The sequence below is a fragment of the Streptomyces sp. A5-4 genome (assembly GCF_051131715.1).
In the GTDB taxonomy this organism is placed as follows: Bacteria; Actinomycetota; Actinomycetes; order Streptomycetales; family Streptomycetaceae; genus Streptomyces.
The window spans coordinates 1,154,650-1,170,551 of sequence record NZ_CP178591.1 but is presented as its reverse complement, the minus strand read 5'-3'; the positions used below and the strand labels follow the sequence as shown (position 1 = coordinate 1,170,551).

Sequence of the window (15,902 nt, the reverse complement as noted above, 5' to 3'; positions counted from 1 at the left end):
ATGACCTCCTTGAGACTGGCGGTATGTGACCGCCAGTCTACGGCCGGGGCCGGGAGATGAGCCCGTGCGGGAACTCCCGCGCAACCCTCTGGCTGCCCGCTCAGGTCCGCGCGCGCTGGGTGACCGCTATGGATATGAGCACGCCCACGGCGGCCAGCGGGGCGGCTGGGGAGAGGTGCTCGCCGAGCAGCAGAACCGACCACAGAAGCGTCAGCAGCGGCTGGGCCAATTGGAGCTGGCTGGCCTTGGCCACGCCGATCCGAGCCATCCCCCGGTACCAGACGACCAGGCCGAGGAACTGCGAGCCGATCGCCACCCAGAGCAGCCCCACGATGCTGTGCGCCGTCAGCTGCACCGGCTCCACGGCGAGGGTGACGGCCGCCGCCGGCAGGGTCAGCGGCAGACACAGCACCAGCGCCCAGCCGATGACGTGCCAGCCGGGCATCTCGCGCGCCAGCCTGCCCCCTTCGGTGTAGCCCGCGGCGCACACCAGCAGGGCGCCGAAAAGATACAGGTCGGCCTTGGACAGGGCGCCGCCGCTCTGCTGGAGGGTGAAGGCGATCACGATGCCGGCGCCGCCGAGCGCGGCCAGCCAGAAGGCACGGGACGGCCGGGACCCGGTGCGCAGCGCCGAGAAGGCGGCGGTGGTCAGGGGCAGCAGGCCGACCACCACGGCGGCGTGCGAGGTGCTCGACGTCTGGAGGGCGAGCGTGGTCAGCATCGGGAAACCGAGCACCACACCGGCGGCGACCACCGCGAGCCCCATCCGATGCCGGCGGGCGGGCAGGGGTACGCGCAGGGCAAACAGGGCCGTCCCCGCTATCAGGGCGGCCAGCGCGCTGCGTACGGACACGAGCGACCAGGGGCCGAACCCTTCGAGGCCCCAGGCGGTCGCGGGGAAGGTGAGCGAGAAGGCGGTGACTCCCAGGGCGGCGAGCACAGTGCCGTTGCCGATTCCTCGGCCCCCGCCGTGGGCGTCTCCGGCGTCGATGTCACTGCTCACCGCTACTGCGGTATCGGGAGTAGCGCTATTCTCTGCTGTCATGCAAGAGCGTAGCAGCGTCACCGAACTGGCCGAATCTCTCCGGCGGGATCTCAACCGCTACTCACCAGGTGGAAAGCTGCCATCCAGCCGGGCCCTGGTCGAGCGCCATCGGGTGAGCCCGGTGACCGTCTCGCGGGCACTCGCCCAGCTCGCCGCCGAGGGCCTGGTCGTCACCCGGCCGGGCGCGGGCGCCTTCCGGGCCCAGCCCCGCGCGCAGGCCGCGGCGCCCGGTGACACGTCCTGGCAGCAGGTGTCGCTCAGCGCCGACGGAGCCACCGAGTCCGTGCCGCGCTCCGTCGACGCGTCGGGGGTCCTGGCCACCCTCGCCGCCCCGCCACCGGGCGTCATCGAGTTCAACAGCGGTTACCTGCACGCCTCGCTGCAACCCGAGCGGGCCATGGCCGCCGCCCTGGCCAGGGCCGGACGCCGCCCCGGCGCCTGGGGCAGACCACCCGTCGAAGGCGTCGCGGAACTGCGCGAGTGGTTCGCCCGGGGCATCGGCGGTGCGATCACCGCCGCCGAGGTGCTGATCGCGGCGGGCGGCCAGAGTGCCCTGACCACCGCGCTGCGCGCGCTCGCCCCGCCCGGGGCACCGGTCCTGGTCGAATCACCGACGTACCCGGGGATGCTCGCCATCGCCCGCGCGGCCGGGCTGCGCCCGGTTCCCGTACCGGTGGACGCCGACGGAGTGCGCACCGACCTCCTCGCCGCGGCCTTCCGGGCCACCGGGGCCCGTGTCTTCGTCTGTCAGCCGCTCTTCCAGAACCCGACCGGCGCCGTGCTCTCGGCCGAGCGCCGCCCCGAGGTGCTGCGCGTCGCCCGCGAGGCCGGGGCCTTCGTCGTCGAGGACGACTTCGTACGACGCCTCGTCCACGAGGACGCCGGGCCGTTGCCCCGACCGCTGGCCACCGACGACCACGACGGCGTGGTCGTCCATGTCTGCTCGCTGACCAAGGCCACCTCGCCCAGCTTCCGGGTGAGCGCGCTGGCCGCGCGCGGGCCCGTGCTCGACCGGCTGCGCGCCATCCAGGTCGTCGAGAGCTTCTTCGTGCCGCGGCCCCTGCAGGAGGCCGCCGTCGAGCTCGTCGGGTCCCCGGCCTGGCCCCGCCATCTGAGCGCCGTGTCAAGGGAGTTGAGGGTGCGTCGTGACACGCTGGCGGCGGCCCTGCGGCTGCGGTTGCCCGAGCTGGCCCTGCCGCACATCCCGGCGGGCGGCTACCACCTGTGGCTGCGGCTGCCCGACGGCGCCGACGAGAGCGCGATGGTCTCCGCGGCGCTGCGGGCGGGTGTGGCCATCGCCCCGGGCCGCCCGTACTTCAGTGCCGAACCGCCCGCCGGGCACGTCAGGCTGAGCTTCGCGGGTGTGGCGGGAGCCGCCGAGATCACGGAGGGCGTGCGGAGGCTGCGCAGCGCCTGCGACGAACTCCTCGGATGACCCGGGTCGGAAATCGGCTCGACAGCAGGCGCCCGGCCTGCGAGTTTCCTGCCATGAAAGAGATGCCCGAGCCGACTCCGCCGCTCCCCGCCGGATACGAGATCTCCACCGACCCCGACCGTCTGGACCGCGCCCGCGTCCACCACTGGCTGTCCACCGACGCGTACTGGGCCATCGGCCGCAGCGGCGAGAAGCAGGACCTGGCCATCGCCGGATCGCTCAACTTCGGTGTGTACGAACAGGCTTCGGGCGCCCAGCGCGCCTACGCCCGGGTCGTCACCGACCGCGCCACCTTCGCCTGGCTCTGCGACGTCTACGTGGACCGGCCCGCGCGCGGCAAGAGTCTCGGCACCGCGCTGGTCGCGGCGATCCGCGACGAGCTCACCGCGTACGGGCTGCGCCGCGTCCTGCTCGCCACCGCGGACGCGCACGGCGTCTACGCGAAGGCCGGCTTCAGGCCCCTCGACGCCCCGGAGCGCTGGATGGCCCTCAATCTCCAGTGACCGCCGGGCCGGCCGACGCGCGGGGCGTCAGCGCCTGACGGCCCGCAGGACGACGAACTTCGGGTCGCTCGCCATCACCTCGCTGTTGCCGAAGATCCGGCGCAGCGCCACGTGGTAGCGCAGGTGCCGGTTGCCGACGACCCACAGCTCGCCGCCGGGGCGCAGCGCGTCGCGCGACTCGGTGAACATCCGCCGGGCCGTGGCGTCGGTCGTCGCCTGGTGGCTGTGGAACGGCGGATTGTTCAGTACGAGATCCACCGACCCCTCCGGCACACCCGTCAGGCCGTCGCCCACCAGGAACTCCGCCTTGGCGTCGGGCCCGGCGTTCGCCCGGAAAGTGGCCTCGGCCGACGCCACCGCCTGGAACGACTCGTCGGCGAAGAGGATCTCGGCCTCGGGGTTGATCACCGCGGCGGCCGTACCGACCACTCCGTTGCCGCAGCCGAGGTCCACCACACGCTCGGGGCCGTGGCGCCGCGGAAGCTGCTGGAGGAAGAAGCGGGTGCCGATGTCGAGGCGGTCGGCGCAGAAGATCCCGGCGTGGTTGGTGACGGTCAGCCCCGAGGCCGCGCCGGTGCCGGCGGGCAGCGTGTAGGAGCGCGGCCACGGGAGAGGGCCGCGGGCGAGCGCGGGGTCGGGCGTGCAGAAGATGAGCCGGGCCTTCTTGGCCGCCAGCGAGGTCCGCGTCGTACCGAGGATCCGTTCGAACAGCCTCAGCGTCGAGGTGTGGATCTCCTTGACCATGCCGGTGCCGATGACGACGGTGCCCGCGTGGACATGGGGCGCGAGCCGGTGCAGCTGGTCCTCCAGGAGCGCCAGGCTCTTGGGCACGCGGATCAGCAGGACGTCGATCCGGTCCGTCGGGGCGTCCCTGGTCGACAGGAGCCGCACCGCCGCGGTGTCGATCCCGTTGCGCTCCAGGTTGGCCAGGGTCGCCTGCTGGGTGAGGAACGAGTCGCTGATCTGCGTGGGCAGGGAACCGGCCAGCGCGGTGGCCAGCGCCCCCCATCTGTCACCGACCACGACGACGTTGCCCGACAGGTCCGTCGGCCCGTCGTCGTCGATCCCCTCCAGGTGCCGCAGGAGGTACTCGTCGGCGGCGTCCCAGGCACGGAGCCTGTCGCGGGGGTCTTCGGGGAAGCGGGCCAGATCGAGCTCGCCCCACGTCGTCACATCGTTCATCGTGCACCAGGCTAACCGAGCCTTCGCCCAGCTCACCGCATGATCATGCCAGGATCGTGCCGACCGGCCTGGCGATGAGGTCGAAGACATTGCCGAGAGGGTCGGTGATCTCTGCCATCCGGCCGTACGGGGTGTCCGAGACGGGGCCGGCCGAGCCGCCCGCAGCAAGGGCGCGCGCCGCCGAGGCGCCGGTGTCCGCGACCTCGAACGTGGTCTGCCAGCGGGTGGAGGTCGCGGTCGGGTCGCCGAAGACGCCGCCGATCTCGTGGCCGTCCGGCCGGCGGAGGAAGGTGAAGTCGAAGTCGGGCAGATCCTGGTTGCCGTCCAGGGTGAAGTCGAAGACATCGGCGTAGAAGGTCCGGGCCGGTTTCGGGTCCGCGGTGATCAGGTCGTTGCGGACCAGGGTGCCGGGCTCGTTCACCAGTCGGCAGCCGGGGTGCGTGCCGCCCTGCCAGAGCCCGAACCGGGCGCCGACAGGGTCCTCGGCGAGGGCCCTGCGGCCCAGACCGGGCACGTCGAGCGGGCCGAGCCGTACCGTGCCGCCCGCCTCGGCGACGCGCTTGGCGGTGCCGTCGCAGTCCTCCGTGGCGAAGTACACGCACCACAGCCCCGGGGTGGCGGGGGTAGCCGCCTGCCGGAGCCCCGCGACCGGCAGGTCCCGCAGCAGACAGCTCGTGTAGTACCCGTTCGCCGCGTCCGCCGTGGTGAAGTCCCAGCCGAAGAGTGCGCCGTAGAACTCCCTCGCGCGGTCGAGGCCGGTCGCGGGGACGTCGAGTTCGATCCAGGTCGGGGTGCCGTACGGCTGGTTGCTGTCGACAAGGCTCATGGGGTCCTCCAACGGTCCGGGGCTGGTCGTTCGAAGCTAGGGCCCATGTAGGTCGGATAGTGGCCGCGATGACGGTGGGACGGCGGAGATTGTCGTCGTGGCGATGGGCGCCCTCCTCGGCGCGGCGGCGTTCTGGTACTGGCTGCACGACGGTCACCTGTGGGCCGCCTACCTGCTGGCGCTCCCCTTTACTGTGGTCCGGATCTCTCGCTTTGCGCTGAGGGCCCGCCGTCTGATCCGCTGAGGGGGCGACTTCCGGCTGTCGCCCGCCGATGGTGGCGCCCGGCGTTCCGCAATTCGTTGCATAAAAGTGCGGCACTGCGTATAGTCATGCCGTCGACGAGGAGGGCTCGATGGCCGTACGTGCAGCAGTGGCAGGGGCGAGTGGATATGCGGGTGGGGAGCTGCTCCGCCTGCTTGTGGCCCACCCCGGGGTCGAGATCGGGGCCCTGACCGGCCACTCCAACGCCGGACAGCGACTGGGCGCGCTGCAGCCGCACCTGGTGCCGCTCGCCGACCGAATCCTTGAGCCCACCACCGCCGAGGTGCTCGCAGGCCACGACGTCGTATTCCTGGCGCTTCCGCACGGGCAGTCCGCCTCCGTCGCCGAGCAGCTCGGCGACGAGGTACTCGTGGTCGACATGGGCGCCGACTTCCGGCTCGCGGACGCCGCCGACTGGGAGAAGTTCTATGCCTCGCCGCACGCCGGGACCTGGCCCTACGGCCTCCCCGAGCTCCCCGGCGCCCGCGCCGCGCTGGCCGGCTCCAAGCGCATCGCGGTACCCGGCTGCTACCCGACCGCCGTGTCGCTCGCCCTCTTCCCGGCGTACGTCGCGAAGCTCGCCGAGCCCGAGGCCGTGATCGTGGCCGCGACCGGCACCTCCGGCGCGGGCAAGGCGCTCAAGCCGCATCTGCTCGGCAGCGAGGTGATGGGCTCGATGTCGCCGTACGGCGTCGGCGGCGGTCACCGGCACACCCCCGAGATGATCCAGAACCTCAGCGCGGCGGCGGGGGAGCGGGTGACGGTCTCATTCACACCGACGCTGGCGCCCATGCCCCGCGGCATCCTCGCCACCTGCAGTGTCAGGGCCAGGCCGGGAACGACCGCGCAGAGTGTGCGGGCCGCGTACGAGAAGGCCTGCGCCGACGAGCCGTTCGTGCACCTCCTCCCCGAGGGACAGTGGCCCGCCACCGCCTCCGTGTACGGCTCCAACGCCGTCCAGATCCAGGTCGCGTACGACGAGGCCGCCGGCCGGATCATCGCGATCAGCGCCATCGACAACCTCACCAAGGGCACCGCGGGCGGCGCCGTCCAGAGCATGAACATCGCCCTCGGGCTCCCCGAGGACACAGGGCTTTCCACGATCGGAGTAGCACCGTGAGCGTCACGGCAGCACAGGGATTCACGGCGGCGGGCATCGCGGCCGGAATCAAGGACAGCGGCGGACCCGACCTGGCCCTCGTGGTCAACAACGGGCCCCGCCAGGCCGCCGCGGGCGTCTTCACCTCCAACCGCGTGAAGGCCGCGCCGGTCCTCTGGTCCGAGCAGGTGCTCAAGGGCGGTCAGGTCTCCGCCGTCGTCCTCAACTCCGGCGGCGCCAACGCCTGTACGGGACCGCAGGGCTTCCAGGACACGCACGCGACGGCGGAGAAGACCGCCGAGGTCCTCGCCGGGCACAGCGCCGGCGAGATCGCCGTCGCCTCCACCGGGCTCATCGGCATCAACCTGCCCATGGACAAGCTCCTGCCCGGCATCGAGCGGGCCGCCACCGAACTCTCCGCGCACGGCGGCGAGAAGGCCGCCATCGCCATCAAGACCACCGACACCGTCCACAAGACGGCCGTCGCGGGCGGCGAGGGCTGGACCGTCGGCGGCATGGCCAAGGGCGCGGGCATGCTCGCCCCCGGCCTCGCCACCATGCTGGTCGTGCTGACCACCGACGCCGACCTGCCCGCCGACGTCCTCGACAGGGCGCTGCGCGACGCCACCCGCACGACCTTCGACCGCATCGACTCCGACGGCTGCATGTCGACCAACGACACCGTGCTGCTGCTCGCCTCCGGCGCGTCCGGAGCGGCGCCCGGGTACGAGGAGTTCGCCGAGGCCGTACGCACGGTCTGCGGCGACCTCGCCCGGCAGCTCATCGGCGACGCCGAGGGCTCCAGCAAGGACATCCGCATCGAGGTCATCAACGCGCTGACCGAGGACGACGCCGTGGAGGTGGGCCGCTCCATCGCCCGTAACAACCTCCTCAAGTGCGCCATCCACGGCGAGGACCCCAACTGGGGCCGGGTGCTCTCCGCGATCGGCACCACGCGGGCCGCCTTCGACCCCGACCAGCTCAATGTCGCCATCAACGACATCTGGGTCTGCAAGCGCGGTTCGGTCGGCGAGGACCGGGACCTCGTCGACATGCGCTACCGCGAGGTGAAGATCACCGCGGATCTCGCCGCGGGCACCGAGACGGCCGTCATCTGGGCCAACGACCTCACCGCCGACTACGTCCACGAGAACAGCGCGTACAGCTCATGAGCGCACGCAAGCACACCGCGCTGCCCAAGGCACAGATCCTCGTCGAGGCACTGCCGTGGCTGACCCGTCACCACGGCCGTACCGTCGTCATCAAGTTCGGCGGCAACGCCATGATCGACGAGGAGCTCAAGGCCGCCTTCGCCCAGGACGTCGTCTTCCTGCGCCACGCCGGGCTCAAGCCGGTCGTCGTGCACGGCGGCGGCCCGCAGATCAGCGCCCAGCTGGACCGGCACGGTCTGGTCAGCGAGTTCAAGGCGGGCCTGCGGGTCACCACGCCCGAGGCCATGGACGTCGTACGCATGGTCCTGGCGGGCCAGGTGCAGCGTGAACTGGTCGGGCTGCTCAACCAGCACGGGCCGCTCGCCGTCGGCATGACGGGCGAGGACGCGCACACCATCACCGCCACCCAGCACTACCCGCTGATCGACGGCGAGTCCGTCGACATCGGGCGGGTCGGCGAGATCGTCGAGGTCAACACCGGCGCCATCCAGGCCCTGCTCGACGACGGCCGCATCCCGGTCGTCTCGTCCATCGCCCGCAGCGCCGACGACCATCACGTGTTCAACGTCAACGCCGACACCGCGGCGGCCGCGCTCGCCGCCGCCCTGGGCGCCGAGACCCTGATGGTCCTCACCGACGTCGAGGGTCTCTACGAGGACTGGCCGAACAGCGACGAGGTGATCAGCAGGCTGACGGCGAAGGAGCTGGAGAAGCTACTGCCCGAGCTCTCCAGCGGCATGGTCCCCAAGATGGAGGGCTGCCTGCACGCCGTACGCAACGGGGTCAACACCGCCCGCGTGATCGACGGCCGGGTGCAGCACTCGATCCTGCTGGAAATCTTCACCGACGAAGGCATCGGCACGATGGTCGTGCCCGACGAGCACGAAGGGGACACGAAGTGACCGCGAACGAGGCGCTGATCGGGCGCTGGCAGGGCGTCATGACGGACAACTACGGCACCCCGAAGCTCTCACTCGTCCGCGGCGACGGCGCGAAGGTCTGGGACGCCGACGGCAACGAGTACGCCGACTTCGTCGGAGGCATCGCCGTGAACGCTCTCGGTCATGCCCACCCCGCCGTCGTCGAGGCGGTGTCCCGGCAGATCGCGTCCCTCGGCCACGTGTCGAACCTCTTCCTCGCCGAGCCTCCCGTCGCGCTCGCCGAGCGGCTGATCCAGCTCTTCGGCCGCCCGGGCCGCGTGTACTTCTGCAACTCCGGCGCGGAGGCCGCGGAGGCGGCCTTCAAGATCGGTCGGCTGACCGGCCGTACACACATGGTCGCCACCGAAGGCGGCTTCCACGGGCGGACCATGGGCGCCCTCGCGCTCACCGGCCAGCCGAAGAAGCGCGAGCCCTTCCTGCCGCTGCCCGGCGACGTCACGCACGTCCCGTACGGCGACGTCGAAGCGCTGCGCGCCGCCGTCACCACCGACACCGCGCTGCTGGTCATCGAGCCCATCCAGGGCGAGAACGGTGTGGTCGTACCGCCCAAGGGCTATCTCAGGGCCGCCCGGGAGATCACCCGGGCCACCGGCACCCTGCTCGTTCTCGACGAGGTCCAGACGGGCATCGGCCGCACCGGCCACTGGTTCGAGTACCAGGCACACGAAGGCGTCGAACCCGACCTCGTCACGCTCGCCAAGGGCCTCGGCGGCGGGCTGCCCATCGGCGCGACCGTCGCCTTCGGCGCCGCCGCCGACCTCCTGGAGCCCGGCCAGCACGGCACGACCTTCGGCGGAAACCCCGTCGCGTGCGCGGCTGGCCTCGCCGTCCTCGACACCATCGCGGCCGACGGCCTCCTCGACCGGGTCAAGCGCATCGGGGAGAAGCTCCGCGACGGGATCGAGTCACTGGGACACCCGCTGGTCTCCCACGTCCGTGGCGCGGGACTGCTCCTGGGTATCGTGCTCACCGAGCCACTCGCCGCCCAGGTGCAGCAGGCGGCTCAGGACGCCGGTCTCCTGGTGAACGCGCCCGCCCCCGATGTCGTACGGCTCATGCCGGCGCTCGTCATCGACGACGACGAGGTGGAATCGTTCCTCCGGGTCCTGCCCGGCGTTCTCGACACCGCACACGGGGACCGATGATCCGGAGACTGACGACGATGACCGAGGCGCAGGCGAAGGACACCGAGCACAGCGGCCCAGCCGTACCGCAGACCCGCACGGCCAGGCACCGCCGGATCGTGGACATCCTGAACCGGGTGCCGGTGCGTTCGCAGAGCCAGCTCGCCAAGCTTCTCGCCGACGACGGCCTGCACGTCACCCAGGCGACCCTCTCCCGGGATCTCGACGAGCTGGGCGCGGTGAAGATCCGCAACACCGGCGGCGAGCTGATCTACGCGGTACCGAGCGAGGGCGGCTTCCGCACCCCGCACGCACCGCTGGGCGAGTCCGCGAAGGAGGAGCGCATGCGGCGCCTCTCCAGCGAACTGCTGATCTCGGCGGAGGCCTCGGCCAACCTCGTGGTCCTGCGTACGCCCCCGGGCGCCGCCCAGTTCCTCGCCTCGGCCATCGACCAGGCCGAACTGCACGTCATCCTCGGGACCATCGCGGGCGACGACACGCTGCTCCTGATCAGCAGGGACCCGGCGGGCGGCCAGGCACTCGCGGACCATCTGCTGCGTCTGGCCCAGAACGACCGTTAGCGCGCTCGTCCGTCAGGAGGCGGCCGGATCCCCGGCCGCCTCCGCCGCCGCTGCCTCCGCCTTCCTGGACCGGTACGACATCCAGGCCGCGACCAGGGCCCCCGACACGTTGTGCCAGACCGAGAAGACCGCCGCCGGGAGCGCGGCCAGCGGGCTGAAGTGGGCGGTGGCCAGGGACGCGGCGAGGCCGGAGTTCTGCATGCCGACCTCGAAGGCCATCGCCCTTCTCGCGGGCGCCCCGAGACCCGCCAGCTTGCCCGCGCCGTAGCCCAGCGCGAGCCCGAGGCCGTTGTGCAGCACCACGGCGAGCAGCACGAGCAGCGCCGCCGACTTGATCGCGGTCGCGCTGCCCGCGACCACGACCGCGACGATCACGGCGATGGTGAGGGCCGACAGCCAGGGCAGCGCGCCGATAGCCCGGTCGACGTACCGGCCGGCGAGGAGCCGCACGGCGAGCCCCGCGAGGACCGGCAGCAGCACGGTCTTGAGGATGTCGGTCACCATCGAGGCCGCGTCGACGGGCAGGTACTCGCCCGCGAGCAGCAGCGTCAGCGGCGGCGTCACCAGCGGGGCGAGGACGGTCGAGACGGTCGCCACCGAGACGGACAGCGCCACGTCACCGCGCGCCAGATACGTCACCACATTGGACGCGGTGCCGCTCGGCGCGCAGCCGACGAGGATGACGCCCGCCGCCAACTGGGGCGACAGGTCCAGGGCATGGGCGATCAGCCAGCCGAGCCCCGGCATGATCACGTAATGGGCGACCAGACCGAGCGCGACCGCCCACGGCCGCTTCGCGACGCCCCGGAAGTCCTTGGGCGTCATGGTCAGGCCCATGCAGAACATCACGATGCCCAGCAGGTACGGGACGGAGGTCTTCCACTCCGCGAAGGTGGCGGGCGTGGCCAGGCCGAGCGCGCCGGCGGCGAGCACGAGGACGGGGAAGACGGTGACGGCGCGCCGGGCTGCCCGGTCGCCCGCGTCGGGGGTCCTGACGGGCGGCTCGGTGGGCTGGTCGGGGTTCATTTGTTCGGTCTGCACGGCGCGATGCAACGCCCCCGGGGCGGGGGTCCGCAACACCGTCTCGATATGTGGTCGCTACACGGGTAAGTGTGCGGCGGGTCAGTAGCGGGTGATCGCGGTCGGGCCCGAGCCCGTCCCGATCGCGATGTGCGGCGCGCGGTCCGGATCCGCCCACGTCAGGATCCGGCTCATCGCGGCATCCGGCACGGAGACACAACCCGCCGTCGCGCCGTCTCCATTGACGTGCAGGAAGATTCCGGCGCCCCGGCCGCGCACCGGCCGGTCGTAGTTGAAGCCGATCACCAGCGCGCGGGCGTACTGCTTGCCGTACGTCACCAGGTGCTCGGCCCGGTCCGCCCGGCAGTCCGCGGGCAGCCCCTCGGTCCACCGGTTGTAGTGGCGCGAGCCGTTGTCCTGGCACCACCACGACGCGGCGGTCACCCGGCGGTAGCGCACCCCGGTCCCGGCCGGCGCCGCCGCGATGCCGAAGGCGTACGGCAGGTCGTACAGGCCGGTGGGGGTGGTGTCCGTGCCCTGGGTCCGGCGCACGCCGTCCACCAGCCCGTTCGCCCCGAACCTGGCCTCGGCCGACCCGGCCGGTGACCAGTGCCCGCCGCGCCGGTCCCACCAGGTCAGCCGGCCCGCGGCGGAACCGGTGCGCGGGGCCTCGGCGGTGATCAGCTGGGTCCCGCCGTCGGTGTCCGCCATCCGCTCGGGGAGCGGCGCCGGGGGCTCGGGCGCGGCGCCGGGGGAGGCGAGGGACAGGAGCGCGGCGCCGATGACAAGAGCTGTACGCATGCTCGGGACCGTACGCCGAACCGGCCCTGACGGCCTCACAGGCAGGGCGCCATTACTCCGTACGCGCGAGCCGCCGGGCGCGCGGAACCGCGCGAGGCGATGGGTGGGCAGCGGCGCGATCTGATCAGCCGGTACGAAGGGGGAGAGGCAGCGGCAGCGCCGGCAGCCCGTCCAGGCTGACCCCGATGTAGTCCTTCTTCTCGCAGTACGCGGCGAACTCCTCGTCCGTCTTGCGACCGAAGTACTCGGCGTGCTGCGTCCGTTCCTCCTGGTACTCCATGAACGGAATGGCGAAACCACAGCTGTCGCTGATCCGCCCGGCGTGGACCACCACGATGGCGCGGGCGCTCGGCCCGTCGACGTCCTTGAACCATGTGATGAGATCCGCCCACCGGGGGTCGTCCCGGAACACGGCCTCACCCTGCCCGTGCACCCGCAGTATCTTGGGCGGCCCGGTGAAGGCGCACCACATCAGCGTGATGCGCCCGTTCTCCCGCACATGCGCGACGGTCTCGGCGCCGCTCCCGCCGAAGTCCAGGTAGGCGAGGGTCATTTCGTCCAGGACGACGAGGGTCCCGGCCCGGCCCTTGGGCGAGAGGTTGATGTGTCCGTCGCCGGCCAGTGGCGCGGTGGCCGTGAAAAAGAGGGGCTGGTCCTCGATGAAGTCGCGGATCCTGCCGTCTATTCGTTCGTAAAGTTTTCCCATGCCGTGGATTATCCGCGACGGGTTCCCGGCGGCGCCCTACGCCTTGGTGATCAGCGCCTTGCTGTGCTCGCGCACCTGGTCCGGTGTGAGATACGCGCCGGGGCTCTCGAAGTCGTGCAGAGTCCCCTCCCGGCGGGCCTGGAAGTCGGTACGGACGAAGTCGTTGCCCGCCACCGCGTTGAGCGCCCAGTTGGTCATCACCCGGGTCCTCGCGGTGAACGTGGGCAGCGCCATGAGGTGGTAGCCGCGGGCCACGGCCTGGGCCGGGAGGCCGTGCAGTTCGATGCCGAGAGGCTTGGACACCGCGTCCTTGCCGCCCAGGTCCACCACCAGGCCCATGTCCTTGTGGAGATACGGCTTGAGCGGGGTGCCCCGCAGCCGCGCCATGATGTTGTCGGCCATCGCCCTGCCCTGGCGCTGCGAGTGCTGCGCGGTCGGCGGGCAGATGGCGTCGCCCCCCTTGGCGAGGTCGGGAACGGCCGCGGCGTCGCCCGCCGCGAACAGCCCGTCACAGCCCGGCACGGTCAGCTGGGCCGTCGCCGCGAGCCGGCCGCGCACGGTCTTCGCCCCCAGCGTCGCCACCAGGGGGCTCGCCGCGACACCCGCCGTCCAGATCAGGGTGTGCGACGCCAGCGTACGGCCGTCGGTGAGCTTGACCGAGGTCGCGTCGACCGAGGCGACCGAGGTGCCCAGCGAGAACTCGACGCCCCGTCGGCGCAGCATGGCCATGGCCTTCTCGCCGAGCTTCTCGCCCAGCTCGGGCAGCAGCCGGGGCGCGACGTCCACCAGGTGCCACTTGATCAGGGCGTGGTCGAGCCGGGGGTAGCGCTTGGCGGCGGCCGAGGTGAGGCGCTGCAGACAGGCGGCGGTCTCGGTGCCGGCGTAGCCGCCGCCGACCACGACGAACTGCAGCCGCGCGGCGCGCTCCGCGGCGTCGGTGGTGGCCGCCGCGATGTCGAGCTGGGCGATCACGTGGTCGCGCAGATACGCCGCCTCGGCCAGCGACTTCATGCCGCGCGCGTGCGTGGTCAGGCCGGGGATGTCGAAGGTGCGGGTGGTGGAGCCGGCCGAGAGGACCAGCTGGTCGTACGGTTCCGCGACCACCTCACCGGTGACCTTGCGGATGACACAGACCTTGGCCTTGGCGTCGATGCCGATGGCGCCGCCCGGGATGATGCGGGTATGGCGCAGTCGGCGGCGCAGTGACACCGCGACGGATTGCGGTGTCAGAACCCCCGCCGCGACGTGCGGCAGCAGCGGCAGATAGAGCTGGTAGTCGGAGGGCGAGACCAGCACCAGTTCCGCTTCGCCGGGAGACAGCTTCCGTTCCAGCCGGTTCAGGCACTCCACTCCGGCGAAACCCGCGCCGACCACGAGGATCCTCGGTCGCGTCATCGTCTCCACTGCTCCTCACGGGTACCGACGGCTGTTCCGCTTCTCACCATCGGCGTTCGAACGGGTGGCCGCCCGTCGGCGGGGTGCATTCGGGGCACCGCACGGGTCAGGTCGGTCCGGACGAATCGGGCCACCTTTGGGCCGGGCCGGGGGGTGCTTGTCGGCGCAAGGCACAACACAGCACGCGCGTCGGACACTTGGCGGCCGGACAGCCTGGGAACACGGGACCATGACCGGGGCCATCGACGGCATCACCGATGAGCCCGCCGGTGAGTCCACCGGCGGGTCCGCGTCACGCCGGTCACAGGGGCGGCAGGGCCCGGCAGAGTGCCTCCAGCGCCGCCCGGTAGGCGTGGTCAGGGGCAGTGGCGTACCCGACGACCAGGCCGTCCTCGGCGGGCATGGTGGCGGCCGGGTGGCGGAATTCCGCCAGCCCGTCGAGGGCGAGCCCCTGCCAGGCGGCGGCCTTCGTGGTGGAGCGCTCGGTGCCCGGCGGCAGCCGCAGCACCGCGTGCAGGCCTGCGGCGATGCCGGTCGCGGTGATGTGCGGGGCGTGTTCCGCGAGGGCGGCCACCAGCTGGTCGCGGCGTGACCGGTACCGCTGGCGCATGCGTCGGATGTGCCGGTCGTAGTGGCCCCCGTCGATGAAATCGGCGAGCGTGAGCTGGTCGAGAACGCTCGTCCAGGCCTCACGCTCGCCCTTGGCGGCCAGCACGGGACCGACGAGATGCTCGGGCAGGACCAGCCAGCCCAGGCGGAGCGCGGGGGACAGGCTCTTGCTGACGGAGCCCAGGTGGACCACGCGGTCGGGGTCGAGCCCCTGCAGGGCGCCGACCGGTTCGCGGTCGTAGCGGAACTCGCCGTCGTAGTCGTCCTCCAGGATCACCCCGCCACGGCCTCGGGCCCAGTCGACGGCGGCGGCGCGCCGCTCGGCGTGCAGCGGGCCGCCGGTGGGGAACTGGTGGGCGGGGGTGAGCAGGACCCCCCGGGCATCCGGCAGGTCCGCCAGTTCCCCGGTGCGGGCGCCGTGTTCGTCGAGCGTGAGCGGGACCGTACGGACCGACGCGCCGGCCAGGACGGAGCGGTGGAATCCAAGGCCGTAGGACTCCACGGCCAGCGGGCCGCGCAGCACCCCGCCGTCGAACAGCAGCCGCAGGGCGTGCCCGACACCGGCGCAGATCACGATCCGCCCGGGGTCGGTGCGTACCCCACGGGCCCGCGTCAGATATTCGGCCAGCGCGCGGCGCAGCTCGACGCGGCCCTGCGGATCGCCGGGGCCGAAGGCGTCGCTGGGGGCGGCGTTCATGGCGCGTCGGGCGGCGGCGAGCCAGACGGCGCGGGGGAAGGACGCGGCATCGGGCTGGCCCTGCCGCAGATTGTGCGCGGGAGGGGCGGTGCGGGTCGGCGCCCTGGTCGGGACGCGGGCCGGGGCGACGGGGGTGGCGCGCGCGGCGACGCGGGTGCCCGAGCCCTGCCGGGCGGTCAGCCAGCCCTCCGCGACCAGCTCGGCGTAGGCGTCGGCCACGGTGTTACGGGCCAGACCGAGGTCGGCGGCGAGTGACCGGTAGGGCGGCAGCCGGGTGCCCGGGGTCAGCCGGCCGTCCCGAACGGCATCGCGCACGGCGCGGATAAGGGTGGCGCGGCGGCTGCCTGGACCCGCGAGTTCCAGATGCAGGTCGCTGCCGGCCCGCATCGCCGCGTCGGCCCACGAGCGCGCCGGGTCCGCTCCCTGTACCGGCCCGTCGGGACCCTCTGAACGCGGTGAATCCGCTGACTCCGCCATGGAGCAAGACCTTATCGAGGAGCGCGT

General features: G+C 72.2%; 16 protein-coding genes. 8 read left to right on the top strand and 8 right to left on the bottom strand.

What is annotated here, in order from left to right; translation table 11 throughout:
• Nucleotides 1–100: 100 nt before the first annotated feature.
• The gene (locus ACLLJJ_RS05385; protein ID WP_434588103.1) at nt 101–1,045 is read right to left on the bottom strand and encodes a DMT family transporter; all 945 of its coding nucleotides are present in this window, start codon (nt 1,043–1,045) and stop codon (nt 101–103) included.
• Between ACLLJJ_RS05385 and ACLLJJ_RS05380 the strand changes: the two genes are divergently transcribed.
• Nucleotides 1,044–2,480: a PLP-dependent aminotransferase family protein gene (locus tag ACLLJJ_RS05380; protein WP_434588102.1), complete on the top strand. Its 1,437-nt coding sequence runs from the start codon at nt 1,044–1,046 to the stop codon at nt 2,478–2,480. The genes ACLLJJ_RS05385 and ACLLJJ_RS05380 overlap by 2 nt on opposite strands.
• Before the next feature lie 62 nt (nt 2,481–2,542).
• The gene (locus ACLLJJ_RS05375; RefSeq protein WP_434588101.1) at nt 2,543–2,983 is read left to right on the top strand and encodes a GNAT family N-acetyltransferase; all 441 of its coding nucleotides are present in this window, start codon (nt 2,543–2,545) and stop codon (nt 2,981–2,983) included.
• Nucleotides 2,984–3,010: 27 nt separating this feature from the next.
• Here the strand turns inward: ACLLJJ_RS05375 and ACLLJJ_RS05370 are convergent, their stop codons facing one another.
• Nucleotides 3,011–4,165 carry a methyltransferase gene (locus tag ACLLJJ_RS05370; protein WP_434588100.1) on the bottom strand — a complete coding sequence of 385 codons (1,155 nt, stop codon included), beginning with the start codon at nt 4,163–4,165 and terminating at the stop codon, nt 3,011–3,013.
• Nucleotides 4,166–4,208: 43 nt separating this feature from the next.
• Nucleotides 4,209–4,991 carry a VOC family protein gene (locus tag ACLLJJ_RS05365; RefSeq protein WP_434588098.1) on the bottom strand — a complete coding sequence of 261 codons (783 nt, stop codon included), beginning with the start codon at nt 4,989–4,991 and terminating at the stop codon, nt 4,209–4,211.
• Nucleotides 4,992–5,088: 97 nt separating this feature from the next.
• Here ACLLJJ_RS05365 and ACLLJJ_RS05360 point away from each other — a divergent pair, with 97 nt between their 5' ends.
• The 6 genes from ACLLJJ_RS05360 (at nt 5,089) to ACLLJJ_RS05335 (ending at nt 10,170) form a co-directional block, all read left to right on the top strand.
• A complete protein-coding gene (locus tag ACLLJJ_RS05360; protein WP_434588097.1) occupies nt 5,089–5,235 on the top strand; it encodes a hypothetical protein in 147 nt (48 codons plus the stop codon).
• A gap of 109 nt (nt 5,236–5,344) precedes the next feature.
• A complete protein-coding gene (argC, locus tag ACLLJJ_RS05355; protein WP_434588096.1) occupies nt 5,345–6,373 on the top strand; it encodes an N-acetyl-gamma-glutamyl-phosphate reductase in 1,029 nt (342 codons plus the stop codon).
• Nucleotides 6,370–7,524: a bifunctional glutamate N-acetyltransferase/amino-acid acetyltransferase ArgJ gene (gene argJ, locus ACLLJJ_RS05350; protein WP_434588095.1), complete on the top strand. Its 1,155-nt coding sequence runs from the start codon at nt 6,370–6,372 to the stop codon at nt 7,522–7,524. Before argC ends, argJ begins: the two co-directional genes overlap by 4 nt.
• Complete coding sequence (argB, locus tag ACLLJJ_RS05345) at nt 7,521–8,426, top strand: acetylglutamate kinase (protein WP_434588094.1); 906 nt, start codon at nt 7,521–7,523, stop codon at nt 8,424–8,426. The genes argJ and argB overlap by 4 nt, the downstream gene beginning before the upstream one ends.
• Before the next feature lie 38 nt (nt 8,427–8,464).
• Entirely contained in the window at nt 8,465–9,610 is a 1,146-nt protein-coding gene (locus ACLLJJ_RS05340) for an acetylornithine transaminase (RefSeq protein ID WP_434600309.1), read from the top strand.
• Nucleotides 9,611–9,627: 17 nt separating this feature from the next.
• Nucleotides 9,628–10,170 carry an arginine repressor gene (locus ACLLJJ_RS05335; RefSeq protein WP_434588093.1) on the top strand — a complete coding sequence of 181 codons (543 nt, stop codon included), beginning with the start codon at nt 9,628–9,630 and terminating at the stop codon, nt 10,168–10,170.
• A 12-nt stretch (nt 10,171–10,182) separates the two neighbouring features.
• On the opposite strand, the gene ACLLJJ_RS05330 is transcribed toward ACLLJJ_RS05335, so the two are convergent.
• The 5 genes from ACLLJJ_RS05330 to ACLLJJ_RS05310 form a co-directional block, all read right to left on the bottom strand.
• Nucleotides 10,183–11,196: a bile acid:sodium symporter family protein gene (locus ACLLJJ_RS05330; RefSeq protein WP_434600308.1), complete on the bottom strand. Its 1,014-nt coding sequence runs from the start codon at nt 11,194–11,196 to the stop codon at nt 10,183–10,185.
• Between the two features lie 96 nt (nt 11,197–11,292).
• Nucleotides 11,293–11,991 (bottom strand): L,D-transpeptidase family protein, encoded by a 699-nt coding sequence (locus ACLLJJ_RS05325; RefSeq protein WP_434588092.1) that lies wholly within the window; start codon nt 11,989–11,991, stop codon nt 11,293–11,295.
• A gap of 124 nt (nt 11,992–12,115) precedes the next feature.
• A complete protein-coding gene (locus tag ACLLJJ_RS05320) occupies nt 12,116–12,697 on the bottom strand; it encodes a pyridoxamine 5'-phosphate oxidase family protein (protein ID WP_434588091.1) in 582 nt (193 codons plus the stop codon).
• A 36-nt stretch (nt 12,698–12,733) separates the two neighbouring features.
• The gene (locus tag ACLLJJ_RS05315) at nt 12,734–14,092 is read right to left on the bottom strand and encodes an NAD(P)/FAD-dependent oxidoreductase (RefSeq protein ID WP_434588090.1); all 1,359 of its coding nucleotides are present in this window, start codon (nt 14,090–14,092) and stop codon (nt 12,734–12,736) included.
• Nucleotides 14,093–14,393: 301 nt separating this feature from the next.
• Nucleotides 14,394–15,785, bottom strand: a complete 1,392-nt coding sequence (locus tag ACLLJJ_RS05310) for a PLP-dependent aminotransferase family protein (RefSeq protein WP_434600307.1) — start codon at nt 15,783–15,785, stop codon at nt 14,394–14,396.
• Nucleotides 15,786–15,902: the final 117 nt, after the last annotated feature.

What these genes read in the sequence shown, in the direction of transcription:
- argC (WP_434588096.1), top strand. Translation starts at nt 5,345, where the DNA reads ATGGCCGTACGTGCAGCAGTGGCAGGGGCGAGTGGATATGCGGGTGGG.
- ACLLJJ_RS05380 (WP_434588102.1), top strand. Translation starts at nt 1,044, where the DNA reads ATGCAAGAGCGTAGCAGCGTCACCGAACTGGCCGAATCTCTCCGGCGG.
- ACLLJJ_RS05335 (WP_434588093.1), top strand. Translation starts at nt 9,628, where the DNA reads ATGACCGAGGCGCAGGCGAAGGACACCGAGCACAGCGGCCCAGCCGTA.
- ACLLJJ_RS05325 (WP_434588092.1), bottom strand. Translation starts at nt 11,991, where the DNA reads ATGCGTACAGCTCTTGTCATCGGCGCCGCGCTCCTGTCCCTCGCCTCC.
- ACLLJJ_RS05330 (WP_434600308.1), bottom strand. Translation starts at nt 11,196, where the DNA reads ATGAACCCCGACCAGCCCACCGAGCCGCCCGTCAGGACCCCCGACGCG.
- argB (WP_434588094.1), top strand. Translation starts at nt 7,521, where the DNA reads ATGAGCGCACGCAAGCACACCGCGCTGCCCAAGGCACAGATCCTCGTC.
- ACLLJJ_RS05370 (WP_434588100.1), bottom strand. Translation starts at nt 4,165, where the DNA reads ATGAACGATGTGACGACGTGGGGCGAGCTCGATCTGGCCCGCTTCCCC.
- ACLLJJ_RS05385 (WP_434588103.1), bottom strand. Translation starts at nt 1,045, where the DNA reads ATGACAGCAGAGAATAGCGCTACTCCCGATACCGCAGTAGCGGTGAGC.
- ACLLJJ_RS05320 (WP_434588091.1), bottom strand. Translation starts at nt 12,697, where the DNA reads ATGGGAAAACTTTACGAACGAATAGACGGCAGGATCCGCGACTTCATC.
- ACLLJJ_RS05365 (WP_434588098.1), bottom strand. Translation starts at nt 4,991, where the DNA reads ATGAGCCTTGTCGACAGCAACCAGCCGTACGGCACCCCGACCTGGATC.
- ACLLJJ_RS05340 (WP_434600309.1), top strand. Translation starts at nt 8,465, where the DNA reads ATGACGGACAACTACGGCACCCCGAAGCTCTCACTCGTCCGCGGCGAC.
- ACLLJJ_RS05315 (WP_434588090.1), bottom strand. Translation starts at nt 14,092, where the DNA reads ATGACGCGACCGAGGATCCTCGTGGTCGGCGCGGGTTTCGCCGGAGTG.
- ACLLJJ_RS05310 (WP_434600307.1), bottom strand. Translation starts at nt 15,785, where the DNA reads ATGCGGGCCGGCAGCGACCTGCATCTGGAACTCGCGGGTCCAGGCAGC.
- ACLLJJ_RS05375 (WP_434588101.1), top strand. Translation starts at nt 2,543, where the DNA reads ATGCCCGAGCCGACTCCGCCGCTCCCCGCCGGATACGAGATCTCCACC.